General features: G+C 64.1%; 33 protein-coding genes and 1 pseudogene. 21 read left to right on the plus strand and 13 right to left on the minus strand.

What is annotated here, in order from left to right:
* The 9 genes from FHP89_RS20085 to FHP89_RS20125 form a co-directional block, all read left to right on the plus strand.
* A partial coding sequence (locus FHP89_RS20085; RefSeq protein ID WP_144179697.1) for a flagellin N-terminal helical domain-containing protein occupies nucleotides 1-789 on the plus strand: 789 nt, incomplete at its 5' end.
* Between the two features lie 58 nt (nucleotides 790-847).
* Nucleotides 848-1,654: a flagellin N-terminal helical domain-containing protein gene (locus tag FHP89_RS20090; RefSeq protein ID WP_144179698.1), complete on the plus strand. Its 807-nt coding sequence runs from the start codon at nucleotides 848-850 to the stop codon at nucleotides 1,652-1,654.
* A 95-nt stretch (nucleotides 1,655-1,749) separates the two neighbouring features.
* Entirely contained in the window at nucleotides 1,750-2,169 is a 420-nt protein-coding gene (locus tag FHP89_RS20095) for a flagellar protein FlaG (protein WP_144179699.1), read from the plus strand.
* Nucleotides 2,170-2,183: 14 nt separating this feature from the next.
* On the plus strand, nucleotides 2,184-3,524 hold the full coding sequence (gene fliD, locus FHP89_RS20100) for a flagellar filament capping protein FliD (RefSeq protein ID WP_144179700.1): 1,341 nt from the start codon (nucleotides 2,184-2,186) through the stop codon (nucleotides 3,522-3,524).
* A gap of 33 nt (nucleotides 3,525-3,557) precedes the next feature.
* Complete coding sequence (fliS, locus tag FHP89_RS20105) at nucleotides 3,558-3,968, plus strand: flagellar export chaperone FliS (RefSeq protein ID WP_144179701.1); 411 nt, start codon at nucleotides 3,558-3,560, stop codon at nucleotides 3,966-3,968.
* An 11-nt stretch (nucleotides 3,969-3,979) separates the two neighbouring features.
* Complete coding sequence (locus tag FHP89_RS20110) at nucleotides 3,980-4,291, plus strand: flagellar protein FliT (RefSeq protein ID WP_144179702.1); 312 nt, start codon at nucleotides 3,980-3,982, stop codon at nucleotides 4,289-4,291.
* 63 nt (nucleotides 4,292-4,354) lie between these two features.
* A complete protein-coding gene (gene fliK, locus FHP89_RS20115) occupies nucleotides 4,355-5,434 on the plus strand; it encodes a flagellar hook-length control protein FliK (protein ID WP_144179703.1) in 1,080 nt (359 codons plus the stop codon).
* Nucleotides 5,431-5,730 (plus strand): EscU/YscU/HrcU family type III secretion system export apparatus switch protein, encoded by a 300-nt coding sequence (locus FHP89_RS20120; protein ID WP_144179704.1) that lies wholly within the window; start codon nucleotides 5,431-5,433, stop codon nucleotides 5,728-5,730. The genes fliK and FHP89_RS20120 overlap by 4 nt, the downstream gene beginning before the upstream one ends.
* 75 nt (nucleotides 5,731-5,805) lie before the next feature.
* Entirely contained in the window at nucleotides 5,806-6,579 is a 774-nt protein-coding gene (locus tag FHP89_RS20125; RefSeq protein WP_144179705.1) for a flagellar brake protein, read from the plus strand.
* A 66-nt stretch (nucleotides 6,580-6,645) separates the two neighbouring features.
* Here the strand turns inward: FHP89_RS20125 and FHP89_RS20130 are convergent, their stop codons facing one another.
* The gene (locus tag FHP89_RS20130) at nucleotides 6,646-8,283 is read right to left on the minus strand and encodes a methyl-accepting chemotaxis protein (RefSeq protein WP_144179706.1); all 1,638 of its coding nucleotides are present in this window, start codon (nucleotides 8,281-8,283) and stop codon (nucleotides 6,646-6,648) included.
* Between the two features lie 101 nt (nucleotides 8,284-8,384).
* Here FHP89_RS20130 and FHP89_RS20135 point away from each other — a divergent pair, with 101 nt between their 5' ends.
* From FHP89_RS20135 to FHP89_RS20165, 7 genes are all read left to right on the plus strand, one after another.
* Nucleotides 8,385-8,975, plus strand: a complete 591-nt coding sequence (locus tag FHP89_RS20135; RefSeq protein WP_144179707.1) for a DUF938 domain-containing protein — start codon at nucleotides 8,385-8,387, stop codon at nucleotides 8,973-8,975.
* Between the two features lie 86 nt (nucleotides 8,976-9,061).
* Complete coding sequence (locus tag FHP89_RS20140) at nucleotides 9,062-9,664, plus strand: cytochrome c oxidase subunit 3 family protein (protein WP_144179708.1); 603 nt, start codon at nucleotides 9,062-9,064, stop codon at nucleotides 9,662-9,664.
* A gap of 9 nt (nucleotides 9,665-9,673) precedes the next feature.
* Nucleotides 9,674-9,955 carry a cytochrome C oxidase subunit IV family protein gene (locus tag FHP89_RS20145; RefSeq protein WP_144179709.1) on the plus strand — a complete coding sequence of 94 codons (282 nt, stop codon included), beginning with the start codon at nucleotides 9,674-9,676 and terminating at the stop codon, nucleotides 9,953-9,955.
* 28 nt (nucleotides 9,956-9,983) lie between these two features.
* The gene (locus FHP89_RS20150) at nucleotides 9,984-10,781 is read left to right on the plus strand and encodes a CbbQ/NirQ/NorQ/GpvN family protein (RefSeq protein WP_144179710.1); all 798 of its coding nucleotides are present in this window, start codon (nucleotides 9,984-9,986) and stop codon (nucleotides 10,779-10,781) included.
* Nucleotides 10,782-10,846: 65 nt separating this feature from the next.
* A complete protein-coding gene (locus tag FHP89_RS20155) occupies nucleotides 10,847-11,245 on the plus strand; it encodes a hypothetical protein (protein ID WP_144179711.1) in 399 nt (132 codons plus the stop codon).
* Between the two features lies 1 nt (nucleotide 11,246).
* Nucleotides 11,247-12,230 (plus strand): 4Fe-4S binding protein, encoded by a 984-nt coding sequence (locus FHP89_RS20160; protein ID WP_144179712.1) that lies wholly within the window; start codon nucleotides 11,247-11,249, stop codon nucleotides 12,228-12,230.
* Entirely contained in the window at nucleotides 12,230-14,074 is a 1,845-nt protein-coding gene (locus tag FHP89_RS20165; protein WP_144179713.1) for a nitric oxide reductase activation protein NorD, read from the plus strand. The genes FHP89_RS20160 and FHP89_RS20165 overlap by 1 nt, the downstream gene beginning before the upstream one ends.
* 118 nt (nucleotides 14,075-14,192) lie before the next feature.
* Here the strand turns inward: FHP89_RS20165 and FHP89_RS20170 are convergent, their stop codons facing one another.
* Genes FHP89_RS20170 through FHP89_RS20180 form a run of 3 tightly spaced genes read right to left on the minus strand, consistent with a single transcriptional unit; the run spans nucleotide 14,193 to nucleotide 16,502 of the window.
* On the minus strand, nucleotides 14,193-14,876 hold the full coding sequence (locus tag FHP89_RS20170; RefSeq protein WP_144179714.1) for a GNAT family N-acetyltransferase: 684 nt from the start codon (nucleotides 14,874-14,876) through the stop codon (nucleotides 14,193-14,195).
* A 36-nt stretch (nucleotides 14,877-14,912) separates the two neighbouring features.
* The gene (locus FHP89_RS20175; RefSeq protein ID WP_144179715.1) at nucleotides 14,913-15,758 is read right to left on the minus strand and encodes an alpha/beta hydrolase; all 846 of its coding nucleotides are present in this window, start codon (nucleotides 15,756-15,758) and stop codon (nucleotides 14,913-14,915) included.
* A 30-nt stretch (nucleotides 15,759-15,788) separates the two neighbouring features.
* Nucleotides 15,789-16,502 (minus strand): YbaK/EbsC family protein, encoded by a 714-nt coding sequence (locus FHP89_RS20180; RefSeq protein WP_260851691.1) that lies wholly within the window; start codon nucleotides 16,500-16,502, stop codon nucleotides 15,789-15,791.
* Between FHP89_RS20180 and FHP89_RS20185 the strand changes: the two genes are divergently transcribed.
* Complete coding sequence (locus FHP89_RS20185) at nucleotides 16,470-17,792, plus strand: sulfite oxidase (protein WP_144179716.1); 1,323 nt, start codon at nucleotides 16,470-16,472, stop codon at nucleotides 17,790-17,792. The genes FHP89_RS20180 and FHP89_RS20185 overlap by 33 nt on opposite strands.
* Before the next feature lie 3 nt (nucleotides 17,793-17,795).
* The gene (locus FHP89_RS20190) at nucleotides 17,796-18,140 is read left to right on the plus strand and encodes a hypothetical protein (RefSeq protein ID WP_144179717.1); all 345 of its coding nucleotides are present in this window, start codon (nucleotides 17,796-17,798) and stop codon (nucleotides 18,138-18,140) included.
* 68 nt (nucleotides 18,141-18,208) lie between these two features.
* Here the strand turns inward: FHP89_RS20190 and FHP89_RS20195 are convergent, their stop codons facing one another.
* The 9 genes from FHP89_RS20195 to FHP89_RS20235 all read right to left on the minus strand — a co-directional run bounded on the left by FHP89_RS20195 (nucleotide 18,209) and on the right by FHP89_RS20235 (nucleotide 23,953).
* Complete coding sequence (locus FHP89_RS20195) at nucleotides 18,209-18,631, minus strand: VOC family protein (RefSeq protein WP_186300411.1); 423 nt, start codon at nucleotides 18,629-18,631, stop codon at nucleotides 18,209-18,211.
* A 73-nt stretch (nucleotides 18,632-18,704) separates the two neighbouring features.
* The gene (phnE, locus tag FHP89_RS20200; protein ID WP_144179718.1) at nucleotides 18,705-19,469 is read right to left on the minus strand and encodes a phosphonate ABC transporter, permease protein PhnE; all 765 of its coding nucleotides are present in this window, start codon (nucleotides 19,467-19,469) and stop codon (nucleotides 18,705-18,707) included.
* A gap of 11 nt (nucleotides 19,470-19,480) precedes the next feature.
* Nucleotides 19,481-20,299, minus strand: a complete 819-nt coding sequence (locus tag FHP89_RS20205) for a PhnE/PtxC family ABC transporter permease (RefSeq protein WP_144179719.1) — start codon at nucleotides 20,297-20,299, stop codon at nucleotides 19,481-19,483.
* Nucleotides 20,296-21,105, minus strand: coding sequence for a phosphonate ABC transporter ATP-binding protein (locus FHP89_RS20210; protein ID WP_144179720.1), 810 nt, complete (start codon nucleotides 21,103-21,105; stop codon nucleotides 20,296-20,298). The genes FHP89_RS20205 and FHP89_RS20210 overlap by 4 nt, the downstream gene beginning before the upstream one ends.
* A 6-nt stretch (nucleotides 21,106-21,111) precedes the next feature.
* Nucleotides 21,112-22,026, minus strand: a complete 915-nt coding sequence (locus FHP89_RS20215; protein ID WP_260851692.1) for a putative selenate ABC transporter substrate-binding protein — start codon at nucleotides 22,024-22,026, stop codon at nucleotides 21,112-21,114.
* 112 nt (nucleotides 22,027-22,138) lie between these two features.
* A complete protein-coding gene (locus FHP89_RS20220) occupies nucleotides 22,139-22,591 on the minus strand; it encodes an RDD family protein (protein WP_144179721.1) in 453 nt (150 codons plus the stop codon).
* Nucleotides 22,588-23,019, minus strand: a complete 432-nt coding sequence (locus FHP89_RS20225; RefSeq protein ID WP_144179722.1) for a DUF3106 domain-containing protein — start codon at nucleotides 23,017-23,019, stop codon at nucleotides 22,588-22,590. The genes FHP89_RS20220 and FHP89_RS20225 overlap by 4 nt, the downstream gene beginning before the upstream one ends.
* A complete protein-coding gene (locus tag FHP89_RS20230; RefSeq protein ID WP_144179723.1) occupies nucleotides 22,983-23,369 on the minus strand; it encodes a DUF3619 family protein in 387 nt (128 codons plus the stop codon). Before FHP89_RS20230 ends, FHP89_RS20225 begins: the two co-directional genes overlap by 37 nt.
* On the minus strand, nucleotides 23,366-23,953 hold the full coding sequence (locus FHP89_RS20235; protein WP_144179724.1) for an RNA polymerase sigma factor: 588 nt from the start codon (nucleotides 23,951-23,953) through the stop codon (nucleotides 23,366-23,368). Before FHP89_RS20235 ends, FHP89_RS20230 begins: the two co-directional genes overlap by 4 nt.
* Before the next feature lie 105 nt (nucleotides 23,954-24,058).
* Here FHP89_RS20235 and FHP89_RS20240 point away from each other — a divergent pair, with 105 nt between their 5' ends.
* From FHP89_RS20240 to FHP89_RS20250, 3 genes and pseudogenes are all read left to right on the plus strand, one after another.
* Nucleotides 24,059-25,768, plus strand: a complete 1,710-nt coding sequence (locus FHP89_RS20240) for an acetolactate synthase 3 catalytic subunit (protein WP_144179725.1) — start codon at nucleotides 24,059-24,061, stop codon at nucleotides 25,766-25,768.
* A gap of 147 nt (nucleotides 25,769-25,915) precedes the next feature.
* On the plus strand, nucleotides 25,916-26,407 hold the full coding sequence (gene ilvN / locus FHP89_RS20245; protein WP_144179726.1) for an acetolactate synthase small subunit: 492 nt from the start codon (nucleotides 25,916-25,918) through the stop codon (nucleotides 26,405-26,407).
* 81 nt (nucleotides 26,408-26,488) lie between these two features.
* A pseudogene (locus FHP89_RS20250) lies at nucleotides 26,489-26,629 on the plus strand (ketol-acid reductoisomerase); the annotation flags it as partial.

Here is a 26,629-nt window from a genome sequence, read left to right on the forward strand (position 1 = left end):
ATGGCACAAGTCATCAACACTAACGTCTATTCGCTGAATGCCCAGCGCAACCTGAACCGTAGCCAGGAAGGCCTCGCCACCTCGCTGCAGCGTTTGTCCTCAGGTCTGCGTATCAACAGCGCCCGTGACGATGCCGCCGGCTTGGCCGTGGCTCAACGAATGGAAGCCGATGCCCGCGGTCTGACCGTGGCCATGCGTAACGCCTCCGACGGTATCTCCTTCGCACAAACCGCCGACGGCGCGCTGGCCACTTCGGCCGACATGCTGCAGCGGATGCGCGAACTGGCGGTCCAAGCCTTGAACGGCACCATTACCGGCACCGAGCGCGGCTACCTCGACGCGGAATACCAGCAACTCAACACCGAGATGGGCCGGCTGCAAGGCGCGGCCAAGCTGAACAACCAGGCAGTCTTCGGTTCCTTTACGTTCCAGATCGGCGCCGCAGCGGCAGACAGCATGACCGCTGCGTTTGGCAGTGTGGCTGGCCCCGGCAGCGACGTCTCGGCCAACGCCTCGGCCGCAATCACTGCAATCGACGCCGCACTTAACAGCGTCGCCAGCAACCGCGCCACCATCGGCGGTGTGATGGGCCGCATGCAATTCACCATCCAGCAACTCGAGACCGCGCGCGAGAATCAATACGCTGCGCGTAGCCGGATCATGGACGCCGACTTCGCCTCTGAAACCGCCAACCTCACGCGGGCACAGATTTTGCAACAGTCGGGTACCGCGATGGTAGCGCAAGCGAACAGCGTCCCGCAGAACGTGTTGTCGCTGCTACGTGGCTAATCCAACCAATTTGGGATCGTCCGGCTGACCGAAGGCCGGACGCCAAAAGGAGGCAGTCATGGCACAGGTCATCAACACAAACGTCTACTCGCTGAACGCTCAGCGCAACCTCAACCGTAGCCAGGAAGGTCTGGCCACATCGCTCCAACGGCTATCGTCCGGCCTGCGCGTCAATAGCGCGCGTGACGATGCGGCTGGCTTGGCGGTGGCTCAACGGATGGAGGCAGACGCACGTGGCTTGACCGTTGCCATGCGCAACGCTTCGGATGGCATCTCCTTTTCCCAAACCGCCGATGGCGCCCTGGGCACATCGGCGGACATCCTGCAGCGCATGCGGGAACTGACTGTTCAGTCATTGAATGGCACCATCTCTGACACGGAGCGGGGCTACCTCAACGCCGAGTACCAGCAATTGAATACAGAGTTGGGTCGTCTGCAAGGTGCTGCCAAGCTAAACAATCAGTCCGTATTTGGATCTTTTACCTTCCAGATTGGCGCCGGTTCGGGCGACAGCATGAGCGCTGCATTCGCAAGCGTCGCATCACTTTCAGCAGCAGGAACATCGTCCATTGGCACCACCGCGAGCGCCGTGTCAGCGCTTTCCGCAATCGACGACGCGCTCAACTCCGTCGCCAGCAACCGCGCCACCATTGGCGGTGTGATGGGCCGGATGCAATTCACCATCCAGCAACTTGAAACCGCGCGCGAGAACCAATACGCCGCACGCAGCCGCATCATGGACGCCGACTTCGCTGCCGAAACCGCAGCCCTGACCCGCGCCCAGATTCTTCAACAGTCCGGCACCGCCATGGTCGCTCAGGCCAACAGCGTGCCGCAGAGCGTTTTGTCTTTGTTGCAAGGTTAAGCCTTGTTTAGCGCCGAACGACCGGCAAAGCCTGCCGGTCGGATCTGCCGGTGTCGGCAAACGATGCCACCGGCCTCGGCAATCAGGAGAGCATCATGAGCATCCAGCCCGTCAGTCCCACCGCTGCCCAGTTTGTGTCATCGCAAGCCGCGCCGAACGGCCGGGCAGGATCCGCTCCAGGACGCGCCGACGCCGCCGAACAGGTTCAGCAGGCTCAAGAACTTGAGAAAGCCAATGCTGCGCGTGAAGCGCAAGCCAAAGCGGCGCTTGAGCAAGACCCGGCTAAACTGAAGGAGACCGTCGAGCGAGCGCAAGCCTCACTGCAAGCCATCGCGCGCGACATCACCTTCAGTCTGAATGACAAGTCCGGCACGGTGGTGATCAAAGTCATTGAACGCGAGTCCAAAGAAGTGATCCGACAGATTCCGTCGGAAGAGTTTCTGAAAATCGCAGAAATGCTCAACGACAACATTGCCGACATTCGCGCCGGCTTGCTCGTCGAGCAAAAAGCGTAACGAGGAGGCACATCATGGCCACCGGCAGCATTTCATCCCTGGGTATCGGCTCCGGCCTCGACTCAAACAGCATCGTCAGTCAACTGATGGCGCTGGAACGTCGGCCGCTGACGACACTTACCCAGAAGGAGTCGTCCTACTCGGCCAAGATTTCTGCGCTGGGCTCAGTCAAAAGCAAGCTGTCTGAGCTGCAAACCGCCTCCAAGACACTCAGCGACCCCAACAAACTGGCGGCGTTCGCGGCCACGGTCGGCGATGGCGATGTGATCTCGGCCACCGCCGACACCTTCGCCAAGACCGGCAGCTACGCGATCGATGTGGTGCAGTTAGCCAAGGCACAAAAGTCCTTCTCCGCGATTCAAGCCGGCGGCGCGAGTTTTGGCGCCGGCACACTGAGCTTCTCGATCAACGGCAGCACCCAGGACGTGGTGCTCGCCAGCGGCGGCAACAGCCTGCAGGATGTGGCCAACGCCATCAACGACGCAGGCATCGACGTACGGGCGACCGTGGTTACCGGCGATGCCGGCAGCCGCCTGGTGCTCACCTCGAAAGAGACCGGCACCGACAACGCCTTTACGCTGTCGGTCAGCGGCGGCGACGCCAACCTGACCGGCCTGGCGACCTTCGACGGTGCGCATCCGAGCGCAACCGCGGCGCTCAACTCGATCATCACGATCGAAGGCGAAACGGTCACCTCGCAAAGCAATACCGTCACCAGCGCCATCTCCAACGTCACCGTCACGGCGAAAGCGCTCGGGTCCAGCACGCTTGATGTCGCACGTGACAGCACCGGCATCGAAACCGCGGTCAAAGCCATGGTCGACGCCTACAACAGCCTGCGCCTCGACATCAGCACCAAGAGTGCCTACAACGCCGAGACCAAGGTCGGCGAGCCGCTCAACGGCGACTCCGTCACCCGCACGCTGCTCGGCCGCATGCGCGACACCATGGGCACCGTGCCCACCAGCATTGCCGGCAGCGACTATCAATACCTGTTCAGCCTCGGCGTCTCCTTTGCGCAAGACGGCACGTTGACGCTCGACAGCACCAAGCTGAGCAACGCGGTCGCCACCGATTTTGACGGTGTCGTCGCCTCACTCGGCGCCTACGGCAGCGCGATCGACACGATGGCCACGGCCTTCACCCAATCCGACGGTCTCATCGACAACAGCGTCACCGGCATCGAAACCTCGATTTCCGCCATCGATGGTCAGCGCGAACGGCTGGAGCGACAGTTTGATCTCACCGAAGCCCGACTGCGCGCGCAATTCACCGCGCTCGACACACTCGTGGCCAGTCTCAACACGACCAGCACCTACCTCACCCAACAACTCGAAAGTCTGAGCAACCTGTAAGCACCCCGACCGGCCAAACAGGACTACTGCAACATGTTCACAAACACCACCAACCCCGCTGCCGCCTACCGCACCGCTGGCGTCGAAGCCGAAGCCCTGGGCACCTCGCCGCACGGCCTGATCGTCATGCTGTTCAACGGCGCGCTATTGTCGATCAATCTTGCCAAAGCACACATGCTGGAAGGAAAAACCAGTGCCAAAGCCGAGTCCATCAACAAAGCCATCGACATCATCGGCAGCGGATTGCGCGCCGCGCTGAACATCAAGGAAGGCGGCGAACTGGCGCAGAACCTCGACGATCTCTACGAGTACATCGTCATGCTGCTGCTCAAGGCCAACCTGAGCAACGACGCCAACATCCTCGACGAAGCCTATCGCCTGCTCGCCGACATCGGCAGCGCCTGGACCGAACTGGGCCAGAAACAGGCCGCAGCCAAGCCCTGAGGAGACGCACCATGACCGCTCCAATCACTGACTTCACCCGTCTGGCAGCCACGCTGGAAGCGCTCTCCAGCGCTGCCGAGAAAGGCGATTGGGAGCAGATGAGCACGCTCCAGACCCAGCAGGAGCAATTGCTCGAAACGATTCGCCAACGACCGCGCGCCCCGCAAGATCGCAGCCAGACGGCAGCCTTGGCCGCGCTGATCGAGCGCGCCTTGGCCAGCATCCGTGCTGCCCAGCCGCACATCGACACCCTGAGACAACACACCAAAAACGAAATGGCGGGCACCAACAACCACCGCAAACTGTCACAAAGCTATCGTTAGCACTTCCGCAGGCCGCGGGCACATGCTCGGCGGCCAGACAACCCACGGTCGGACGGACAGATCATGATTCCAGGTGACCTCGCAGCACGCCTGAGACTGCTGACCGAGGCCAGTTTCTTTGCCGACGAACCCCCGCTCGAGCCGCTGCAGCCGGCTCGCGCCGTGCCGTCGCAATTGCCGGAGTATCGTGCCGGCGACAAATTCAGCGCGCTCATCCAGAAAGCCCTCCCCGACGGCACCTTCGAAGCCGTCGTCGATGGCCGCACCATCAAACTCGCCCTGCCGCAGCAAGCGCAGGTCGGCGAACGGCTGGCGCTGGTCGTTGCACGCAACACGCCCCACGCCGTCATCGCCAATCCCGCTGCGGCCGCACCGACCGACACCGCCGCCCGTGCCGCGCTGAGCCCCACCGGACGATTGATCAGTTTTCTGCTCACCGGCCAGCCCGCACCCGAGCCCCCGACCATCGCCCGCGGCCAGCCCCTGCAAGCCGCTGCCGGCCCGCCCAGCCCCGCGGCGCTTGCCGCAGCGCTGCGCCAGGGCATCAGCGAAAGCGGCATGTTTTACGAGTCTCACCTCGCCCGCTGGAGCACCGGCAAGCTGGATACCGAAGTGCTTCTCCGGGAGCCGCAGGCACGCCAGAGCCTCGCACAAACCAGCGGCCAGAGCACGCAGAACACACCGGCGCCACAAGGCAGTACGGCAACGGACAGCAGCGTCGCGGCCCGCTCCGCCGCGGCGACCGCCCAGGCGGCGGTCGGCGCGCGCGCCGAGCTCATCCCCGACCGCCTGCTACCGGTCATGCACCAGCAGCTCGACGCCCTCGCCACCCAGAACTACACCTGGCTTGGGCAAGCCTGGCCGGGCCAACCCATGGCGCTGGAAATCGAGGATCCGCAGGACGATGGCGGCGAAGCCGCGGCCGAAGACACCCCGTGGAAAACCACCCTGCGCCTCAACCTGCCCACCCTCGGCGGCGTCGAGGCACGCATCGCCCTCGACGCCAGCGGGATCCGCATCAAACTGTCGGCCGACAACCCGGACACCACCGACACCTTGGCCAGACATCGCGACGCACTCTCCGAGGCCATGGGCAAGGCCAACATCACCGTAAAAGAACTTCGGGTAGGCCCCGGCTCATGAGCGCGGACCCGGCCGACCTCCTCGACGACACCCCGCGTGCCGAAGCCGTCGCGCTGGCCTACTCGGCCGGCGAGGCCGCACCGCGCGTGGTCGCCAAGGGGCGCGGCCTGATCGCCCGCCAGATCATCGAGCAAGCAAAAAAAGCCGGCGTCTACGTGCACGAATCGCCAGAAATGCTCGCCTTGCTGATGCAGGTCGACCTCGACGAACGCATTCCCCCGCAGCTCTATGTGGCGGTGGCCGAGCTTCTGGCCTGGCTCTACCGCATGGAACACGACGAAAACGTAAAAAGCTGATGAGGCGCGTTCTGCCCCACCCGCCGCCCGTGCTATAACAACGCTTTCACCGACACCCGCCCTGCCGCCCAACGAATGACTCAAACCGACAACGCCGCACTCAAGTTCGAACTCCTGCAGTCCGACGACTTTGGTCGTTATCTGCTGCGCGATCGCAACGAGATCATTCAGGTCTTGCGCCAGTTGATCGCCAAGCGCGCGATGGTGACGGCCTATTTGAGCGGCGGTCGCGACTTCCTCCTCACCGCGGTGCTGGCCATCGAGGACGAGGACCTGATCCTCGACGTCGCGCCCGACGAAAACCGCAACCGCCAGGCCGAAGCCGCCGAAGAACTGATCTGCATCACCCAGATCGAAAACGTCAAAGTGCAATTCCCGATCCCCGGTATCACCAGCACGCAGTTCGAAGGCGCGCCCGCCTTCAGAGCCCCCCTGCCCGACCGTCTGCTGCGCCTGCAGCGCCGCGAGTACTACCGCCTGATCGCACCTGTGGCGCATTCGCTGATCTGCCAGATTCCGGTGCCCGCCGAAGACGGCCCCACCAACACCTTTGAAGCCCGTGTGCTCGACATCTCCGGCGGCGGCGTGGCAGTGATCGTGCCGCCCGAAGGCGTCGAATTCAAACCCGACACCGAGTTCACCCAGTGCCAGATCCAGCTCCCCGAGATCGGCACGGTGCAAGCCCGACTGCGCGTGCGCAACCTGTTCCGCGTCACCAACCGCAACGGCATCTCGATGCTGCGTGCCGGCTGCGAGTTCGTTGACCTGCCCGAGCGCGTGGCCTCGGTGATTCACCGCTACATCCTCAAGGTCGAGCGCGATCGCAACTCGCGCGAGCGGCGTCTTTAATAATCTGCCGCCGCATGACAATGGCCACCCGAGGGTGGCCATTTGCTTGTATGAGCCGACGATGCCTCAAGTCCGGAAGCGGTCGATCAGCTGCTTCAACTCACTGGCGGTACCCTCCAGCACCGCTGTGGCATCGGCGTTGCGCTCGGTGGCTTCGGTACTGCGACCGGCCATCTCGGTAATCGCCTCCATGTTCTTGGCAATCGCATCCGCGCCCGCGCTCAATTCCTTCATCGACAGCGCCACATCACTGACCCGCTGCATGGTGCCGCGGGCGCTGTCCTGAATCGAGCGCAGCGAACTGGCGGCCTGCGCCGACAATTCACTGCCTTTTTGCACTTTCGGCGTAATCGCCTCGATGCTCTCGACCGCGGTGTTGGTCTCTTTCTGGACAGCCACGATCACCTCCGAAATCTTCGAGGTTGCCGCGCCGGTCCGTTCTGCCAGACCGCGCACCTCATCCGCCACCACCGCAAACCCCCGACCCTGCTCGCCAGCACGGGCCGCCTCAATGGCGGCATTGAGTGCCAACAGATTGGTCTGATCGGCGATCTCGCGGATCACCTGGGCGATGGTGCCGATTTCGCTCGAACGGGCCTTGAGCACCTGGATCTGGGCGGCCGCCTTGGCCACCGTTTCCGACACATTGGCAATGCTCTCGGACGCCACCGACGATTGCTGCTCACCCTCACTCGCGGCCGCACACGTGCGCTCCGAATTGGCCTGCGACTCTTCGGTGTTCGACGCCACATGGGCCACGCTGACCGCGATCTCTTCCACCGCGGCTGCCGTCGACTCGGCCGCCGACGCCTGACCGCCCGCCGCCTCGCGCACCGTCGCCGAGGCCTGCGCCACGGCCTGCGCCGACACCGCGATCTGCTCCGCCTGGCGACGCACCGCCTGAATCATGGTTTTCAGATCCGCCTGCATCCGGTGGATGGCAAACACCACGCTGCTGCTATCCCCTCTGGGCACCACCACCTCACCGCTGAGATCGCCCGATGCGATCCGCTGGGTGACTGTGGCCAGCATGTCCGGTTCGCCACCCAGCGCCCGCAAAATGCTGCGGCCGATCAGCCAGCAAACGCCCAGGGTGACGATAAATCCGAGCGCCACCAGAATGAGCGAATTCGACGCGTGCGACCAGAAAATGGTCTTCAGGTCACTCACATACACGCCGGTGCCGATCACCCAGTTCCACGGCGTAAAGCCTTTCACAAACGAGATCTTCGGTTGCGGCGCGTCCTCACCCGGCTTGGGCCAAAGGTAGTCGACAAAGCCATGGCCTGTCTGACCGACGACCGTAATCATGTCCTTGAAGATCAGCTTCCCGTTGGAATCCTTCAGCGCCGACAGATCCTTGCCATTGAGCGCCGGCTTGACCGCATGCATGACCATGACCTGGTTCATGTCATTGATCCAGAAATACTCCCCATCGCCATAACGCATCGCGCCTACGGCAGCGGCGGCCTGCGCCTTGGCCTCATCCATGCTCATCTGACCCTTGTCGGCCAGGCCATGGAAGTACGCCACCGTGGCATGCGCCGACTCGGTGAGGCGCTCGATGCTGCTACGCCGTTCGGCGGTCAGCAACTCATCCAGTGATCGCAGCGCGCCGGCCGACACCAACGCCAGCGAAACCAGCGCCACCAGTGCCAGCACGAATAAACGCACCGACAATTTCATCCGGTTGAAAATCTGCATGTCTGTCCCCACTCATCCGGCTTAAGTTATAAGAGTGATAACGTCGTTCGACCGATCAACTTGAGATCGCACCGGCGAAAAAGCCCACTGCGGAAACCCCCATGGAAAAGCCCTTCTCTCCCGCCTGCGAGCGCAATCGCGAACCGATCCGCGAGATCATCGCGACCCACTTCGCAGACCACCTCCATGTGCTCGAAATCGGCTCCGGCACCGGCCAGCACGCCGTTCATTTCGCCGCCGCCCTGCCGCAGCTGACCTGGCAATGCTCCGATCGGCCACAGAATCTGCCGGGCATCCAGATGTGGCTCGACGACGCGGCGCTGCCTAACACGCCACCGCCGCTGGCACTGGATGTGTGCGGCACCTGGCCGCAGCTTCAGGTCGACGCGGTGTTTTCGGCCAACACCCTGCACATCATGGGCTGGCCCGAAGTCGAGCAACTGTTTGCCAGGCTGCCGGCGGTGCTCGCCCCCGGCGCGCGCGTCCTCATCTACGGCCCCTTCCGCATTGGCGGCCAGCACACCAGCGACAGCAACGCCCTGTTTGATGCCCGCCTGCGCGCCGAGGCGCCGCACATGGGCATCCGCGATCTCGAGGCCGTCGACGCGCTGGCCAAGGCTGCGGGCCTGCGCCACCTGGCCGACCTGCCCATGCCGGCCAATAATCGCTGTCAACTCTGGCAAGCCATCTGAGCCAGGTTTGGTTCACATCAAGGTCGGCAAAACCGAACTCAATTAGCCTTCGCTGATCTGTTGATCCACTACTACAAGACAGAACCATGACCCCAACAAGCACCGCACTCCCCGAGTCGGCGGAGGCGCCAGCACTGGCGCCGCCCGGCGATCTCGCCATCTGGTTTTTCATCCTGGCCGAACTGCTGGCCTTCGCGGTGTTCTTCGCCGCCTACGCCTTTGCGCGCGCGAAAAACCCTGATCTGTTCGACGAAATGCAGCGCACCCTCAACCGGGACGCGGGCGCCGCCAACACCTTGCTGCTGATCACCGCCAGCTGGTGCGTGGCACGCGGCGTGCACGCCGTCGTCAAGTACAACGACAGCGCCAAGGCCAGCCGCTGGTTGCTCGGCGGCATCGCCGGGGGCGCCGGCTTTCTGGTGATCAAGCTGTTCGAGTACTCGCATGTGTTCGGCGCCGGCATCACGCTGTCGACCAACACCTTCTACATGTTCTACATCTCGCTCACCTTCTTTCACTTCATGCACGTCATTCTCGGCATGGTGATTCTGACGGTGTTGTGGGCGCAAACCCGAAAAGGCCTCTACACGCCCGACAGCGCCAACGGCCTGGAGAGCGGCGCGGCCTACTGGCACATGGTCGATCTGGTGTGGATCGTGCTGTTCCCGCTGGTCTACGTGATGCGCTAAGGAGCTGACATGAGCCCAATCATTCCCGCCCGAAAGATCGACCTCGCCTACGCCATCCTCGTCGCCGCCACCATCGCCACCTGGCTGATCGGCGACTGGTGGCAAGACCACAACGTGCTGCTGCCAGTCATGGGCGGCCTGCTCACGCTGACCTTCGTCAAGTGCCGTCTGGTCATCCTCGACTTCATGGCTTTGCGTCCCGTCAAATTCTTCTGGCGAGGCATCGTGATAGGGTGGGCGCTTCTGGTGTTGGGGCTGATCAGCCTCGCCTACCTGATCAGCCTGCCCTGATCCGAACCTTCAGAGAACAAGCCAAAAGATGGATACCCGCGTGAACACCGACCTGCCCTATTACGAAGCCTCCGGAAACGAAATCGAACTCTTCGAGCACGCCTGGAAGAATCGCTTGCCCCTGCTCATCAAAGGCCCCACCGGCGTCGGCAAGACCCGCTTCGTCGCCCACATGGCGGCCCGGCTCAAGCTGCCGCTGCACACCGTTGCCTGCCATGACGACCTGACCGCGGCCGACCTGGTTGGCCGGCACCTGATCGGCGACGGCGAAACCGTGTGGTGCGACGGCCCGCTGACCCGCGCCGTGCGCGAAGGCGGCATCTGCTATCTCGACGAAGTCGTCGAGGCGCGCAAGGACACCACCGTAGTGCTCCATCCGCTGGCCGACGACCGCCGCGTGCTGCCCATCGACCGCACCGGAGAATTGCTCGAAGCCCCGCCGGGATTCATGCTCGTCATCAGCTACAACCCGGGCTATCAGAACTTCCTCAAAGGCCTCAAGCCCTCGACGCGACAGCGCTTCGTGAGCATGCGCTTCGACTTCCCGAGCGCCGAGCGCGAGCAAAACGTGCTCATTGGCGAAACCGCCTGCGACCCGATGCTGGCCACCCGCCTGGTGAACATCGGCCGCAGCCTGCGCGCCCTCAAGGATGTTGACCTCGAAGAGGTCGTCTCCACCCGCTTGCTGGTTTACGCGGCAACACTGATTCGCGACGGACTCGATCCCGTTGAATCCTGCCGCGCCGCGATTGTCGAAAGTCTGACCGACGACATCGAGACCGCCGACGCCCTGATGGAAGTGGTCAACGCGACTTTCGGCCGCTGAGCCACCCGCATCGCGCGGGCGGCCTGCTACGCTGAAAGCATTCCACCCGCCAAGCGAGCCCAGCCATGGATACCACCTCCCCCGCCACATCCGAAGAAGGTCAGGCACTTGCCGTCGCCGCCGAAGCCCTCTACCTGGTCAATCTCATGATCGTGCCAGGCGTGGGCTTCATCGGCATCGTCTGGCTATGGTTCACCAAGCGCAAAGACGCCACCGCGCTCGCGCGCTGCCACCTCGACCAGGTGTTCTTCGCCAGTCTGTGGGCCGGCTTCCTGCTGATCATCGCCAACGCAGCCATCATTTTTCTGGGCGGCTATCAGTCGGCCAACACCTGGGTGGTCGCCATTCTCTACTTCACCACCTGCCACACCACGCTGATCTTTTTCGGCGCGATCGGGCTGGCCCGCGCACTCGCCGGCAAGCCCTACCGCTTCCCGCTGGTCGGCCGACCCTGTGATATCTGACGTGTCTGAGCGCATCATCCCAATCATTCCGGCCGGCAGCCGCGCGCCCGATGGCGGCCGGCAGCGCACGCGCCTGTGGGCGCAAATCAGCTTCTTTGTCCTCTTTGTGCTCGCCCCGGTGTTCGACCTGCTGCGCTACGACCTTGTCGCTGGCCATGCCTGGTTTCTCGGCATGGAATGGCGCGTCGGGCTGTCCGACTACAGCGCAGGCCTGATCGGCCTCGGCCAACTGTGGACCAACATCGGTCTGAAGATTTTCCTGCCCATTCTTGGCACGGGTGCCGTGCTGATCTGGGTCTCGTGGAAATGGGGCCGGCTCTACTGCGGCTGGCTGTGCCCGCACTTCTCGGTGGTCGAAACCATCAACCAGTTCATGCGCCGCGCCACCGGCAAACCCAGCGTCTGGGAAAAGCGCGCGCTCCCCACCCGCGAACCCGACGGCACCACCTGGCGCGCTGATCCACGCTGGTGGTTCATCACCGCCCCGCTCGCCGTCGGCTTTGCCTTCGTGTGGGCCGTGGTGCTGCTCACCTATCTGCTGCCGCCCTTCGAGGTGTACGGCAATTTGCTGGCCGGCACCCCCACCCGCAACCAGTTCATTTTCATCACCGCCGGCACCGTGGTGCTGTCGGCCGAATTCCTCTTCGCGCGACACCTGTTCTGCCGCTTTGCCTGCGCCGTCGGCCTGTTCCAGTCACTCGCCTGGATGGGCAACCGCGACGCCATGGTGGTCGGCTTCGAGCGCAAGCGCGGCGCCGACTGCAACGACTGCTACTCCGCCTGTGACCACGTCTGCCCGATGCGCCTCAAACCGCGCAACATCAAGCGCCAGATGTTCACCTGCACCCAGTGCGCGCAATGCATCAGCGCCTGCGCCACCACCCAAAAAGACAACCCCAACGGCCCGCTGCTCTCATGGGTCAGCGGCGAAGCCGCAAGACAGAACGAAGCCGGCCTGCGCGCCAGCACAAAGGTAAGAAGCTAATGGAAGAATACGTCGGCGATCTCTGGCACAAATTCATCACCCGCAGCGCCCGGCGCGACTACCCGGACGCCATCGTGCATCTCGAAGACATCGAGAAAACCGCAGGCGTCCTGTTTCGCGCCCTCGGCGGCGACCCCGGCCTGCGCGTGGCCGCCGCGGCCGAAGTCGAGCACGGCAGCCGGCGTCGCTGGCTGGCCCGCGTCGCCCACATCGAAGACCGCGTCGCCCATGCCACGCGCGACGCCGAAACCCTCAACCTGCCGCCCAGCCTGTCGCTGTTTCCCGATCGTGCCGCCAACCGCGACCTCTACCTGTGGCTGATCGCCCAGGCCGCCGCCACCGGACGCGCCACCGGCGACTGGCTCATCGCCAACCAGCAGGCCACCCTGTTCACCCTGCAACGTTACCCCGGCTTCGAATCGCGCTATCGCCGGCTGGTCACCGCGTGCCTTGAACTGCGCCTTCCACCCGAAAAGCTGCCCAAGGACGAAGCCGCCGTCGAAACCGCCATTCGCCAAGCCCTCAACGACCCCGGCAGCATCGGTCCGCTGCCGGCCAGCAAGCGTCCGCCACAACCGGTGCCGCTGTGGCTCTACCCCTCGCCCGCGCAGATCGACCGCCGCACCCAGCCAGACGATGCGCAAAGCGATCCGCAAGACCCCGACGAAGAGCGCGGCGACACCGTCGACGCCACCCAGCAGCGCCAGCAAGCCACGCGCGAAGACATGCCCGACGGCGAAAACGGTTTCATCCTCCCCTTCCGCGCCGAGTCCCTGGTGTCGTGGGCCGAGTATGTGAAGGTCAATCGCGCGCTGGACGAAGACACTGATGACGACGCGGCCAAAGCCGCACCCGACATGGACAAGCTCGCCATCGCCCGCGACGGCAAGACCATCGCCTCGCGCGTGCGTTTCGACCTCGACCTGCCCTCGGCCGCCGCCGACGACATCCCCCTCAAAAGCGGCATTCTGCTGCCCGAGTGGGACTGGAAAAAACGCATCCTCAAGAAAGACCAGTGCCGGCTCGACCTGCTCGATGCCCGCGACGCCCCGCCCATCGAGGTGCCCGAGCGCCTGCGCAAACCCGTGCGCAAAGTGCGCCAGCAACTCGAAGCGCTGGCTCCGTCACGCCGCTGGTTCAAGAACCAGCCCGACGGTTCCGAACTCGATGTCGACGCCTGCGTGCGCAGCTGGTCCGACCGCCGCGCCGGCCATAGCGACAACGACTTCGGCAGCTACCTCAAGCTCGAGCGCCACGAACGCGACATGGCCTGCCTGGTGCTCGCCGACCTCTCGCTATCGACCGACGCCTGGGTCAGCGACACCGCCCGCGTCATCGATGTGATCCGCGACAGCCTCATGATGTTCTCCGAAGCGCTCGGCGCCACCGGCGACAACTTTGCGCTCTACGGCTTCTCCAGCCGGCGGCGCGAAAACATCCGCTTCCACCAGATCAAGACCTTCGAAGAAAAGCATGGCGCCCCCACCCGCGGCCGCATCGCCGCGCTCAAGCCCGGCTACTACACCCGCATGGGCGCCGCCATCCGCTACGCCAGCCGCATCCTCGAAAAACAGCCCAACGCCCTGCGCCTGATGCTCATCCTCTCCGACGGCAAGCCCAACGACCTCGACCAGTACGACAGTCGCTACGGCATCGAAGACACCCGCATGAGCCTCATCGAAGCCCGCACCGCCGGCCTCAAACCCTTCTGCGTCACCATCGACAAGGAAGGCGAAGGCTACCTGCCCCACCTCTTCGGCCCCGCCGGCTTCACCGTCATCCGAAAACCCGAAGACCTGCCGTCGCGGCTGCCGATGCTGTATGCGCAGCTCACGGCGATGTAAGCGCGTAGCCCGGATGCAGGCCGCAGGCCGGAATCCGGGAACGCCGCAACTCAACGCGAAGGCTTTGCCGACTCACCCCATGCTCCCGGATTCCGCTGCGCTGCATCCGGGCTACGATCTACAGCCGCGAAATCACCCGCACCGGCACCTCACAGTAATCCTCGAAACCCATCCGCTGATACAAGCCGTGGGCTGTGGCGTTGTCGCTCATCACATGCAGGAACGGCGTCTCGCCATGCTGCAGTTGGCGGCGAACGAGCGCCAGCATCAGCCGTTTAGCCAGCCCGCGAGCCTGAAAGTCCGGGTGGGTACACACGCCGCTGATCTCGTGAAACGCACCCGCCTGCATGCGCTCGCCGGCCATGGCCACCAATTGGCCGCGTTCGAAACTGCCGAGATAGTCGCCCAATTCGAGCGTCCGCAGCCCGAACGGGCCGGGGTTGGTGAGCGTGGCGAGCGCCAGCGCTGCCTCGGCGTGCTCAGCGGTGAGGGGCACGATCCCGGCGTCGGCAAGCGTGTCCTCTGCCGGCACCTCCGCCGCCCACACCATGCGAAACATGCTCGCTTCGGCCTCAAGCCGCCAACCCGCCGGCACCACGCCGGTCCAGCCCGCGCAGTAAAAATGCTCACCCGATTGGCAAAATGGCTTCAGGGCCGCCAGATCCGGTTGCACCAAATCGGCAAAACCGATGATCGGTGAAAAGCCCGGCGCGTAACGGCGCACGCTGTCCGTGCCCACAGAGAACCGGGCGTGCGGCCCCGACAGCGTGTGCCAGGGAATATTGTCGAGAATCGAATTCATCAGTGGTTCCAATATCAGCCAAACCGGCCGGTGCGTTCAGTCGCTCAGCCAGCCCAAGCCGGCCAGAAACGCGGCGACGCGTTGGTTGGTGGCATCGAAGTACGCCCGGTCATTCTCACGCAGATTGAAAAACCCGTGCTTCGCGCCCTCATACAAAGCCAGTTCGCAGCGCCCACCGTGACCGATCACCGCATCGCAAAACGCCTGCGCGCTGGCCACCGGTACCTCGCGATCTTCGGTGCCGAGCAAAATCAAACTCGGCGGCGGGGCCGAATCAATCATCTGAAACGGCGACACCGCCTGCCAGAACTCCGCCACCAGATGATGGTCCGGCTTGCCCGGTGATAGATCCAGCATGGGGTTGAACAGCACCATGGCGGCAGGCCGGAGCGCCTCATCGGCAGCCACGCCGAGCATGGCAGCCAGATGCCCACCCGCCGAACCGCCGCCCGCGGCAATACGCGCCGCGTCGATACCCAATTCCCCCGCATGGCCCCGCAGATAGGCCAAAGCCGCATGCGCGTCCTCAACGGCCGCGCGCGGATCGGTGTCATGTCGCGAGGCAATCCGGTATTCGGCGCTGATACAGCTCACACCGCGCGCGGCAAACACCCGGCATTGCGGGAAGAAGGCCTCGGGGCTGCCGTACTGCCAGGCACCGCCATGAAACAGCAGCAGCGCAGGCGCCCCCGTCGACGGCCGCTGTCCTTTGGCCGAAAACACATGCAGGTGCAGGTCGTGTCCATCAAGCGTCCGATAGACCGCCACCCGATCCGGCCCCTCCAGCGCGTTGACCACGCGCCGGACCACCGCCGGACCAAAGGCCAGCGCGAGCCCGAGTGTCAGCCCGGCAATAAAGTAGAAAAGTTTGTGATCCAGCATTGGTCGATGTGCTCAGTCGCCTGAAAAAACCTAGACACGGATATCCGCCCAATCCGCGCCCGTCAGCGCCGGCAAGAGCGCCGGTCGCAAGGCGAATACCGAAAACGGCGTCCCCGCCGCCGCCCACACGGTCTCGAAGCGCTGCAGATCTTCATCCAGCAACAATTTCACTGGCTGCGCATGGCCCAGCGGCGCCACGCCGCCGATGGCATAGCCGGTGGCGCTGCGAACGAAATCGGCACCGGCGCGGGCCAGCGCTTCGCCGACCGCCTCGGACACCTTCGCTTCACTGACGCGATTATCACCACTGGCCACCACGATCACGGCCAGGCCACTGCTTTCACCACGGAACACGATGGATTTCGCTATCTCAGCGATCGAGCAACCGATGGCCGCTGCGGCTTCGGCGCTAGTGCGTGTGGGGTGTTCGAACTCGACAACCTGTGTATCAACGCCGGCCTCATTCAGAAGCCTGCCGATGCGTAGGGCGGAGGGATGTTCAGCGGGTTTCATGAGCGCATCTCCAATCGATCCTCGGCAAAACACAAAACGAGAACTATCTTTAATAAACAGCAACTTAAAAACACAACCAACAACCCACTGGACCAATACATCACAGCCAGTTTTTGCACTCAGTTTGCATTGACCGGAATAGCTGGCCGTTCTAGCCTGCGAGTGCAACACCCCCCAACAGCGTTTGGAGAACACATAATGACAAAAAAGAAACAAGAGCGCGGCATCCACGAGCTTTACGCTCAAGATCCGCAGCAGGCTGACTGGTTATTGTGGGGCCGCAAGGTGGACAGCACCAGTCGCCGCGGCTTTCTCAAGAAAACCGGTTTGCTCGCCATGACTGCAGCAGTCGGCGCGCACATTCCGTTCTGGGAAAAAATGCCCGGCGGTCTGATACCCGCAGCGCTCGCCGCCTCGCCGGAGCCCTTCGTGATCCCCGGTCGCGATGGCCTCATCGTCCACAACGACCGCCCCATCAACGCCGAAACCCCGGCGCATCTGCTGGACGACAAGATCACGCCGGCGCACCGCATGTTCGTACGCAACAACGGCATCCCGCCGGTCGAATCGTCGGTCGATCCGGCCACGTGGACACTGGAGATCGCCGGCGAGTCCTGCGTCAATCCAATGACGTTCACGATCGCGCAGCTCAAAGAACGCTTCGAGCATCACACCTATCAGTTGCAGATCGAATGCGGCGGCAACGGGCGCAGCGAGTTCAACCCGCCGGCCAAAGGCAACCAGTGGGTGGTGGGCGCGATCGCCTGCCCGACCTTCACCGGCGTGCGCCTGCGCGACGTGCTCAAGGCCTGTGGCATCAAGGATGACGCGGTCTATGTCGGCTACTACGGTGCCGACACGCACTTGAGTGGCGACCCAGACAAGGTCGTGATTTCACGCGGCGTGCCCATGGAAAAAGCCCTGCGCGACGAAACCCTGATCGCCTGGGCCATGAACGGCGAAGACATCCCGGCACTCAATGGTCACCCCCTGCGTCTGGTCGCCGGCGGCTGGCCGGGCTCGACTTCGGGCAAGTGGCTGAAGAAGATCGTGATCCGCAACAAGGAGCACGACGGCCCGAAAATGACCGGTCAGTCGTATCGTGTGCCGTGCACGCCGGTGGCACCAGGCGCCGAAGTCGCCGCCGAGAACATGTGCGTCATCGGCTCGATGCCGGTCAAATCGCTGATCACCTTCCCCGAATCCGGCATCGTGCATCCCCAGAACAAACCGCTTTCGATCCGCGGGCATGCCTGGGCAGGCGATCTCGACGTCGATGAGGTGCTGGTGTCCATCGACTTTGGCGCGACCTGGCAAAAAGCCAGTCTGGAACGGCCCGCCAACCCGATCGCCTGGCAGCACTGGTCGGCCGACGTCACGCTGCCGAGCATTGGCTACTTCGAGATCTGGGCGCGCGCGGTTGACAGCACCGGGCGCTCACAGCCGATGGTCATGCCGGGCTGGAACCCGCGCGGCTACCTCAACAACGCATGTCATCGCGTTGCGGTGAAGGCGGTATGAGCGATGAACACGATTCTCAAAAAAACGGTGCTCGCCGCGCTGTGTAGCCTGAGTCTGAGCGCGGCGGCCAAAGACGTCGACCCCGAATCGGGCTTCATCATCGCGCCCGACTGGGAGCTGGTCAAAGCGCAGTGCACAGTGTGTCACTCGTCCAAGCTGGTCACTGCCCAGCGCGGATCGCGCAAAACCTGGGAGAGCATCATCCGCTGGATGCAGGCCACCCAGGGTTTGTGGCAGTTTGAGCCCGAAATGGAGCGGAAGATCTTCGACTACCTAGCCGCCAACTACCCCCCCGGCGACGGCTACCGCCGCAAGCCGCTGCCGCCCGAGTTACGCCCGCCGCAGTAAGCACATCACGTACGACGTGGACGGCCACCGCTCGCGGTGGCCGTTTTTTTACCTAGCCGACACCTCAATCACTGCTTGGCGAACAAGCGCCCGATGTCCGCAAAGGCCTTGAACTCCAGCGCGTTGCCGGACGGATCGAGGAAGAACATGGTCGCCTGCTCGCCGGGCAGACCGGCAAAACGGATATGCGGCTCGATGACGAAGCGCACGCCTGCCGCCTTCAGTCGCGCCGCCAGCGCGTCGAAGTCGGGCATTGCCAGCACCACGCCAAAATGCGGCACCGGCACATCGTCGCCATCCACCGCATTGCTCGCCTGGCGGCCACCGCGGCCCGGCGCGAGATGGGCGACGATCTGATGGCCGAAGAGGTCGAAGTCGATCCAGTGATCCGACGAGCGCCCCTCGGGGCAGCCGAGCACGTTGGCATAAAAGCTTCGCGTGGTATCGAGGTCGTCGACAGGAAACGCAAGATGAAAGGGCTGGATAGCCATGGCGAGTCTCCGGTTGAGGAGCCTCATTGTGCCCTCTGAATGGGGGTGGCTTAAAGCCCCGTCACGACCGGACTCACGCCACGACCAAGCGCCGCCGCAACCAGCCACTGAGCGCATCGACCGCCAGCGACAGCAACAACATGGCCACAATCAGCGTGGCCGCCTGCGCCTCGTGGAACAGCGACAGCGCGTAATAGAGTTGCGCACCGAGACCGCCCGCGCCGACAAAGCCGAGGATGGCCGCCATGCGGATGTTCATTTCCCAGCGATACAGACCGTAGGCGACCCACTGCGGAGCGACCGCCGGCAAGGTGCCATACAAAAACGCCGCGGCCGCCCCGCTGCCGGCACCGCGCAGTGCGGCTTCGGGCGCGGGGGGCGCGTTTTCCAGCGCCTCGGCATAGAGTCGGCCGAGCACGCCCGTGGTATGCAAGGCTAGGGCCAGCGTGCCGGCGAAGGGACCAAGGCCGGCGGCGAGCACGGTGAGCGTGGCCCATACCAGCTCAGGCACCGAGCGCAGCAGATTCAAGATAAAACGAGACACGATCTGGCTGAGCCGGCCGAAGCGACCGCTGGCCGGCAACGCCAGCGCGACGCCGCCGAGCACGGCGAGCAAGGTGCCGATCAAGGAGATGGCCAAGGTCTCGATGGCGCCCTGCCCGACCTTGGCCAGAAAAGCCGGTGACGTGTCTGGTGCCGCGAAGCGCTGCAGGAAACCGAGCAATTCGCCCAGACTGTCCTGCCCTTCGGCAAAGGCGGATATCAGATCGAGCCGCCACACACTGGCCGCCACCGCCGTCAGCACCAGCGCGGTCAGCATCAGTCGGCGACGCGGCATCACCGGTCGCATCAGCGTACCTGCCGGCGCAGCCACGCGCTCAGGGCATCGGCCGCCATCACCAGCAGCAAAAAGGTGATCAGAATGCTGCAGGCCTCGCCGCCGTTGAGCATCTTCATCGACTGGTCCATCAACTGCCCCAGCCCGCCGGCGCCCACGAAGCCCATCACCACCGAGGCGCGCACTGCGCACTCCCAGCGATAGACGGTGTAGGACACCAGCTCATCCGAAGCCACCGGCAGCAGGCCGTAGCCCAGCGCGACGAGCCGGCCGCTGCCCGCGGCCAGCAAGGCGCGGGTCGGCGACAGATCACTGGACTCGAGAATTTCAGAGTACACCTTGGCCAGCATGCCGCCATAGGTAATGGCCAGCGCAGCCACGCCGGCGGCCGGGCCGAGGCCAAAAATGCGCACGAACACCAGCGCCCACACCAGCTCGGGCACGCCGCGCAGCACCAGCGTGAGAGCGCGGGCGAGCACACGAATCGCTTCCGACACCGGGCGCAGGCGGCCATCGAGCCGGCCAATCGACAGGCTACGGGTCGACAACAGCGCCAGCGGCACGGCAATCAGCATGGCGAGCGCGATGCCGATGGTGGCGATGGCGAGGGTGTCCAACGTGGCGGAGGCCAGGTAGCCGAGAAAATCCGCGTCGGTCGCGGGCGGGAGGAAGGTGCCGAGAAAGCCGCCGAGCGTGGCGAGGTTGCCAGTGTCGAACAAAACCGCCAAATCAAACTGTGCGACCTGCAGCAAAGGCCACAGCACGCACACGGCCACCACCAGCGCGGTGGCCCGACCGCGGGCGGCCGGGTCGTGCTGCGAGACGCTCATGCGCAACGCGTCAGCCGCGGCCTGGCAGACGGCACGCGCTGGTCTGGCGTGTCATGAGCGCCAGCATGCGGCGCGCCGGCATACAGCGCATCAATGTCAGCGGTGAGCACCTGCGCGGCCGGACGATCGAAAACGATACGCCCCTCGCGCAGGCCGATGACGCGCGAGAACTCCGACAGCGCCAGATCCACCGCATGCAGACTGGCGATAAGGGTCACGCCGCGCCGTTTGGCATCTTCATTGAGCGCCACCGCCACCGACCGGGCCAGCGCCGGGTCGAGCGCCGAAACGGGCTCATCGGCCAGCACGATTTCCGGTTGCTGATAGAACAGCCGCGCCAGCGCCACGCGTTGCAGCTGCCCGCCCGAGAGCTGATCACAACGGTCGAACAGGCGCTCGGCCAGACCGAGCGGCTCGAGCACGGCGCGGGCGCCGGCGATATCCAGCGGATAGACCAGCGAGGCCACGGCGCGCCACAGCGGCCATTGCCCCAGGCGCCCGGCCAGCACGGCCGTGATCACACGCTGACGCGGCGGGATCGGCGGGGCCTGGTGCATCTTGCCGATGCGCGCACGCAGGCCTTTCAGCTGGCGACCGCTCAGCGACCACGGGTCGACGCCGTCGAGCCGGACGGCCCCTGTCGTCGGCCGCAAGCTGGCGCCGATCACCCGCAGCAAGGTGGTCTTGCCGGCGCCGGAGGGACCGATCAAGGCCACCCGCTCGCCGGGCGCGATCGACAGGTCCAGATCGTCGAGCGCGCGCCGGCCGTCGGCGTAGGCGACGCTGAGTGCCGCGAGCGAGATCATCCCGAATTACTTGAGCAGACCGGCCGCGCGGGCAGCGGATTCGATGCCGTCGTAGTTGGCCGACTCGGTCGGGATGAAACGTGCGGCACGTTGCAGATCAAGAATGGCCTTGTGTTCCGGCTTGGCCGGATCCAGCGCCAGGAAGGCGGCCTTGAGCTTGGCCTGCAGGGCGGCATCGAGATCGCCGCGCACCGTCCAGTTGTAGTCGAAATACGGCGGCGTGGTGGCGAACACGCGCACCTTGGTGGTATCGACCTTGCCGCTCGCCACGAGCTTGTCCCACACCGAGGCGTTGAGCGCACCGGCGTCGACCTTGCCAGCGGCGACGAAGGCGGCGGTGGCGTCATGCGCGCCGGAGAAGGCAATGTTGGCGAAGTCGGAGTCGGGTGCGATGCCTTCCTTGCCCAGGAAGAAACGCGGCATCAGGTGGCCGGAGGTGGACGACGGCGAACCGAAGGCAAAGCGCTTGCCCTTGAGGTCGGCGAAGGTCTTGATGTCGTCGCTGGCGGTGATGAATTTGGAGGTGAAGCGGGCGTCTTCTTCGCGCTGCACCAGGGGCACAGCGGTGCCATTGGTGCGCAACTTGGCCTGCACATAGGTGAAGCCGCCCAGCCAGGCGAGATCAACCTTGCCCGCGCCCAGCGCCTCGACCACGGCGGCGTAGTCGGTGACCGGCACGAACTTGACCGGCATGCCGATCTGCTGCTCGAGATAGGCGCCCAGCGGTGCGAACTTGCGCTGCAATTCGGTCGGCGATTCGTCGGGGATGGCAGACACGCGGAGGGTATCGGCCGCAAACACGGGGCTTGCCGGCAACGCAAAAGCGAGACCGGCAGCGGTGAGCGCGCGCAACATGGCGCGACGCATCGACAACTGCATCATGGTGGATTCCTTGTTTTCAACCGTCGGGGCGCGATCCATCACACCTCGACTTACGGTGGGCACGCAGGCCCGGGACAGCTCAAGCGGTAACGCAGACCGCGGCCGGACTATAGCTGCCGAAAGGCTTCAAAACAAGGAATCTGTCGCGAAATCAGGCGCCCATTTTCTCGCCCGCGGGCAGCAAAATGATCGCGGTCCGCGCCAGTCGGTCGTGCGCGAACTGGCGATCTCGGTCGATCAGCGCCCACCACAGGCCGGCCCCCAACAGGCACACCGAGGGCCAGGCCAGCGCATAGCGCAGCAGGCCCTGCCGGAACGGCACGGGTTTGCCCTCCTCGGCCGTCACCAGCCGAAGCCGCCAGGTCTGCATGGCCAGGGTCTGGCCACTGCGACACCAGTAGAACAAAAAGTAGGTGCCGAGCACGATGACAATGTGCAGCCAGCTGAACCACCCGGCCGCCGCGTCTTCAAAAACCACGCCGTAAATCAGATGCGGGATGAGATAAAGCAAGGCCAGCACGCCGACCAGCAACAGGGCTTCATACACCAGCGCGGCCAGGCGTCGGCGCAGGCCGGCCAGTTCGACTTGAGGGCGATCGGTCAATTGCGGTCCTTGTCTTTCTTTGACTTGCGGTCTTTGCGTGAGTCTTTTCGGGCCCGCTCGCGCGCTTCGGGCGACAGCTCCTGGTATTCCTGCCAGCGCTGTTGCAGTGCCTCGCGTTGTTCGGGCGGAATGCGGCGCAGCGCCCGGTATTGATCCACCGCTTTTGCGCGCTCATTGGGCGACAGACTCGACCAGTTACGCATGCGTCCCTGCACCCGGGACTGCTCCTCCGGGGTGAGCTGGTCGAAGCGGTCGGTCATGCGCAGCCAGCGGTCTCTCGACCTGGCATCCAGCGACTGCCATTGTCCGGCCAGCGGCGACAACGCGCGTTGCTGCTCGCGGCTGAGTTCTCGCCACTCGTTGCCCGCCAGGGCCAGCGAAGTGAACACGCTCAGGAACGCGAAGAGGACGATTCGGCCAGCAGCCATGCACGAAATCCTTGATCAAGATAGGCGTCAATCGGGAGGTCGTCGGCGAGCAGCGCGGTTTCCACCTCGCCCTGCACCGCCTGCGTCCGCGCCGTATTCACATAGTCTCCGGCAAACAGCAGGCCCAACACCAGCACGGCTGCCGCCGCCGGCTTGGCGCCGGCCCACCAGGACATCCCGGTCCGCGGTAAATGAAACCCGCCGAAATGCCGTTCTCTGGCCGCCGCCACCGCCTGCCGACGTGCGTCGGCCAGCGCGGCGCGTGTATCCGGCCCAAGCTGCGCATTGCGCTGACTGAGCAGGCCGCCAATGCGCCGGCCCAGCCGTGCTTCGCTCGCTTCGTCGTTCATAAGCTGATTCCTTTTGCCCGGAGTGCCGCCGCCAGGGTGTGGGTTGCACGGGAGCAATGGGTTTTCACACTGCCCTCGGAGCAGCCCATCGCGGCTGCGGTCTCTGCCGTACTCATATCTTCCCAGTAACGCAGCAAGAATGCCTCACGTTGACGTGTTGGCAAACGCGCCAGTTCGGCCTCGATCAGCGCCAGGGTCTCCTCCCGCCCGACCAGGGTTTCCGGCGAGAGATTGAAATTGCTGTCATCGGCGGCCACCAGGGTGTCGAGCGGGTCGTCTGCCTCCTCGGCATCCTTGCCGCCAAAGCCCGACCACATCGACACCCACAGCTGCCGCACCTTCTGCCGACGCAGCATGTCGCGGATCACGTTTTGCAGGATGCGCTGAAACAAGGGCGGCCATTCGTCGGCGCTGCGATCGGCGTATTTGGTCGCCAGCCGCATCATTGCTTCCTGGACCGCATCGAGCGCTCCCGCCTCGTTGCGCAGCGCGAGCATCGCATGCCGAAAGGCGTGGCGTTCCACGCCGGCCAGAAAAACGTTCAGTTGAGTCGCTGAATCCAGGGGGAATCCTCGTTGCGCCATGGCTTTGCAGCGCGTTGTGCTACGCACAAGATAGGCTTGACCTGCCTCAACCCGATGCGTACTGTTACGGGTTTCCCACGCAAATACAGAGAATTAGGGGCAGTAATGGTCTTGACTGGGGCGGAAATTGTAATCAGGTGCCTGCAGGAAGAAAAGGTCGACTATGTGTTCGGCTATCCTGGCGGTGCAGTGCTTTTTATTTATGACGCGCTGTTCCAGCAAGAAAAGGTACGTCACATCCTGGTACGCCACGAGCAAGCTGCCATCCATGCGGCCGACGCCTATGCGCGCTCGACGGAGACCGTCGGCGTTGCGCTGGTGACCTCCGGCCCGGGGGCGACCAATGCCGTCACCGGCATCGCCACGGCCTACTGCGACTCGATTCCGATGGTGATCATCAGCGGCCAGGTGCCAACTGCCGCGATCGGCCAGGATGCCTTCCAGGAAGTCGACACCGTGGGCATTACCCGCCCCTGTGTCAAACACAACTTCCTGGTCAAGGACGCGGCTGATATCGCCTCGACCATCAAAAAAGCCTTCCATCTGGCCAAGACCGGCCGTCCGGGCCCGGTGCTGGTGGACATCCCCAAGGATGTCTCCGCCCAGAGCGCCGAGTATCACTACCCGAAATCGGTCGAGATGCGCTCGTACAACCCGGTGGTCAAAGGCCACCAGGGCCAGATCAAAAAAGCCCTCAAGCTGCTGCTCGAAGCCAAGCGCCCGATGATTTACACCGGCGGTGGCGTGATCCTGTCCGACGCCGCCGCACCGCTGACCCAGCTGGTGCGCAAGCTGGGCATGCCGATCACCAACACCTTGATGGGTCTGGGCGGCTATCCGGCCACCGACAAGCAATACCTCGGCATGCCGGGCATGCACGGCACCTACGAAGCCAACATGTCGATGCACTTCTCCGACGTGCTGCTGGCTGTCGGTGCCCGCTTCGATGACCGCGTGATCGGTGACCCGGCGCACTTCGCCGCCGAGCCGCGCAAGATCATCCATATCGACATCGACCCCTCGTCCATCTCCAAGCGCGTGAAGGTCGACGTGCCCATCGTCGGCGACGTCAAGGAAGTGCTCGAAGAGCTCGCCCGCCTGCTCGACGACAGCAAGCACGAGCAGGACACCGCGTCGCTGGCCACCTGGTGGCGCCAGATCGACGAGTGGCGCAGCCGTGACTGCATGAAGTACAAGAACTCGGACGAGATCATCAAGCCGCAGTACGTGGTCGAAAAACTATGGGAAGTGACCGGCGGCGACGCCTTCATCACCTCCGACGTCGGCCAGCACCAGATGTGGGCCGCCCAGTACTACAAATTCGACAAGCCACGCCGCTGGCTCAACTCCGGCGGTCTGGGCACGATGGGCGTCGGCATGCCCTACGCCATGGGCGCCCAGCTGGCCCACCCCGACGCGCAGGTCGCCTGCGTGACCGGCGAAGCCTCGATCCAGATGAACATCCAGGAGCTGTCGACCTGCAAGCAGTTCCGCCTGCCGATCAAGATCTGCAACCTGAACAACCGCTATCTGGGCATGGTGCGCCAGTGGCAGGAGCTGTTCCACGGCGGACGCTACTCCGAGTCCTACATGGATTCGCTGCCCGACTTTGCCAAACTGGCCGAAGCCTACGGTCACATCGGCATCCGGGTCGATCGCCCGGCCGACGTCGAAGGCGCGCTGCGCGAAGCCTTCTCACGCAAGAACGACCTCGTCTTCCTGGACTTCCAGATCGACCAGACCGAAAACGTCTATCCGATGGTCCAGGGCGGCAAGGGGCTGACCGAGATGATTCTGTCGGCCGAGGATCTGTAACGCGGCTTGATTGATGCGGGGCCCGGCATTCACCGATGTCGGGCCGTCGTCGGCACTCACCGGTGCCAGCGACAGCGGATGCCGGCCTCCGGCAATTCGTACGGCAACACAAGCGGCTCTTCAACACTCTCCCAACGAGGGAACACCATGCGTCACGTCATCGCACTGTTGATCGAGAACGAATCGGGCGCCCTGTCACGGGTTTCCGGCCTGTTCTCGGCACGCGGCTACAACATCGAGTCGCTCACCGTCGCGCCCACCGAGGATGCCTCGCTGTCGCGCATGACCATCGTCACCTCCGGCTCGGACGACATCATCGAGCAGATCACCAAGCAGCTGAACAAGCTGGTGGACGTGGTCAAGGTGGTCGACATCTCCGAGTCGGCCCACGTCGAGCGCGAACTCATGCTGATCAAGGTGCGCGCCACCGGCAAGGATCGGGAAGAAATGAAGCGCATGGCGGACATCTTCCGCGGCCGCATCATCGACGCCACCGACTCCAGCTACATCATCGAATTGACCGGCAACCAGACCAAGCTCGATTCGTTTATCGGTGCCATCGACACCACCCTGATTCTCGAAACGGTACGCTCCGGTATCGTCGGCATTGGCCGCGGCGACCGTATCCTGAAGCTCTGACCCCGCACAGTTTTTGCGACCCCGCGGCCGGCCGGTTATCATGGCGGCCGCCAACGCGATTCCGCATCTGAAAGGACCATCATGAAAGTTTATTACGACAAGGACGCCGACCTCTCCCTGATCAAGGGCAAGAAGGTCACCATCGTCGGCTACGGCTCCCAGGGCCACGCCCACGCCCAGAACCTGAACGACTCCGGCGTCAAGGTCACCGTCGCCCTGCGC

Origin of the sequence: Denitromonas ohlonensis (genome assembly GCF_007625205.1) — a bacterium.
GTDB lineage: Bacteria > Pseudomonadota > Gammaproteobacteria > Burkholderiales > Rhodocyclaceae > Nitrogeniibacter > Nitrogeniibacter ohlonensis.

Bases quoted from the DNA above. Each gene is read 5' to 3' on its own strand.
- FHP89_RS20090 (WP_144179698.1), top strand. From the start codon at position 848: ATGGCACAGGTCATCAACACAAACGTCTACTCGCTGAACGCTCAGCGC.
- FHP89_RS20095 (WP_144179699.1), top strand. From the start codon at position 1,750: ATGAGCATCCAGCCCGTCAGTCCCACCGCTGCCCAGTTTGTGTCATCG.
- fliD (WP_144179700.1), top strand. From the start codon at position 2,184: ATGGCCACCGGCAGCATTTCATCCCTGGGTATCGGCTCCGGCCTCGAC.
- fliS (WP_144179701.1), top strand. From the start codon at position 3,558: ATGTTCACAAACACCACCAACCCCGCTGCCGCCTACCGCACCGCTGGC.
- FHP89_RS20110 (WP_144179702.1), top strand. From the start codon at position 3,980: ATGACCGCTCCAATCACTGACTTCACCCGTCTGGCAGCCACGCTGGAA.
- fliK (WP_144179703.1), top strand. From the start codon at position 4,355: ATGATTCCAGGTGACCTCGCAGCACGCCTGAGACTGCTGACCGAGGCC.
- FHP89_RS20120 (WP_144179704.1), top strand. From the start codon at position 5,431: ATGAGCGCGGACCCGGCCGACCTCCTCGACGACACCCCGCGTGCCGAA.
- FHP89_RS20125 (WP_144179705.1), top strand. From the start codon at position 5,806: ATGACTCAAACCGACAACGCCGCACTCAAGTTCGAACTCCTGCAGTCC.
- FHP89_RS20130 (WP_144179706.1), bottom strand. From the start codon at position 8,283: ATGCAGATTTTCAACCGGATGAAATTGTCGGTGCGTTTATTCGTGCTG.
- FHP89_RS20135 (WP_144179707.1), top strand. From the start codon at position 8,385: ATGGAAAAGCCCTTCTCTCCCGCCTGCGAGCGCAATCGCGAACCGATC.
- FHP89_RS20140 (WP_144179708.1), top strand. From the start codon at position 9,062: ATGACCCCAACAAGCACCGCACTCCCCGAGTCGGCGGAGGCGCCAGCA.
- FHP89_RS20145 (WP_144179709.1), top strand. From the start codon at position 9,674: ATGAGCCCAATCATTCCCGCCCGAAAGATCGACCTCGCCTACGCCATC.
- FHP89_RS20150 (WP_144179710.1), top strand. From the start codon at position 9,984: ATGGATACCCGCGTGAACACCGACCTGCCCTATTACGAAGCCTCCGGA.
- FHP89_RS20155 (WP_144179711.1), top strand. From the start codon at position 10,847: ATGGATACCACCTCCCCCGCCACATCCGAAGAAGGTCAGGCACTTGCC.
- FHP89_RS20165 (WP_144179713.1), top strand. From the start codon at position 12,230: ATGGAAGAATACGTCGGCGATCTCTGGCACAAATTCATCACCCGCAGC.
- FHP89_RS20170 (WP_144179714.1), bottom strand. From the start codon at position 14,876: ATGAATTCGATTCTCGACAATATTCCCTGGCACACGCTGTCGGGGCCG.
- FHP89_RS20175 (WP_144179715.1), bottom strand. From the start codon at position 15,758: ATGCTGGATCACAAACTTTTCTACTTTATTGCCGGGCTGACACTCGGG.
- FHP89_RS20185 (WP_144179716.1), top strand. From the start codon at position 16,470: ATGACAAAAAAGAAACAAGAGCGCGGCATCCACGAGCTTTACGCTCAA.
- FHP89_RS20190 (WP_144179717.1), top strand. From the start codon at position 17,796: ATGAACACGATTCTCAAAAAAACGGTGCTCGCCGCGCTGTGTAGCCTG.
- FHP89_RS20195 (WP_186300411.1), bottom strand. From the start codon at position 18,631: ATGGCTATCCAGCCCTTTCATCTTGCGTTTCCTGTCGACGACCTCGAT.
- phnE (WP_144179718.1), bottom strand. From the start codon at position 19,469: ATGCCGCGTCGCCGACTGATGCTGACCGCGCTGGTGCTGACGGCGGTG.
- FHP89_RS20205 (WP_144179719.1), bottom strand. From the start codon at position 20,299: ATGAGCGTCTCGCAGCACGACCCGGCCGCCCGCGGTCGGGCCACCGCG.
- FHP89_RS20210 (WP_144179720.1), bottom strand. From the start codon at position 21,105: ATGATCTCGCTCGCGGCACTCAGCGTCGCCTACGCCGACGGCCGGCGC.
- FHP89_RS20215 (WP_260851692.1), bottom strand. From the start codon at position 22,026: ATGGATCGCGCCCCGACGGTTGAAAACAAGGAATCCACCATGATGCAG.
- FHP89_RS20225 (WP_144179722.1), bottom strand. From the start codon at position 23,019: ATGGCTGCTGGCCGAATCGTCCTCTTCGCGTTCCTGAGCGTGTTCACT.
- FHP89_RS20230 (WP_144179723.1), bottom strand. From the start codon at position 23,369: ATGAACGACGAAGCGAGCGAAGCACGGCTGGGCCGGCGCATTGGCGGC.
- FHP89_RS20235 (WP_144179724.1), bottom strand. From the start codon at position 23,953: ATGGCGCAACGAGGATTCCCCCTGGATTCAGCGACTCAACTGAACGTT.
- FHP89_RS20240 (WP_144179725.1), top strand. From the start codon at position 24,059: ATGGTCTTGACTGGGGCGGAAATTGTAATCAGGTGCCTGCAGGAAGAA.
- ilvN (WP_144179726.1), top strand. From the start codon at position 25,916: ATGCGTCACGTCATCGCACTGTTGATCGAGAACGAATCGGGCGCCCTG.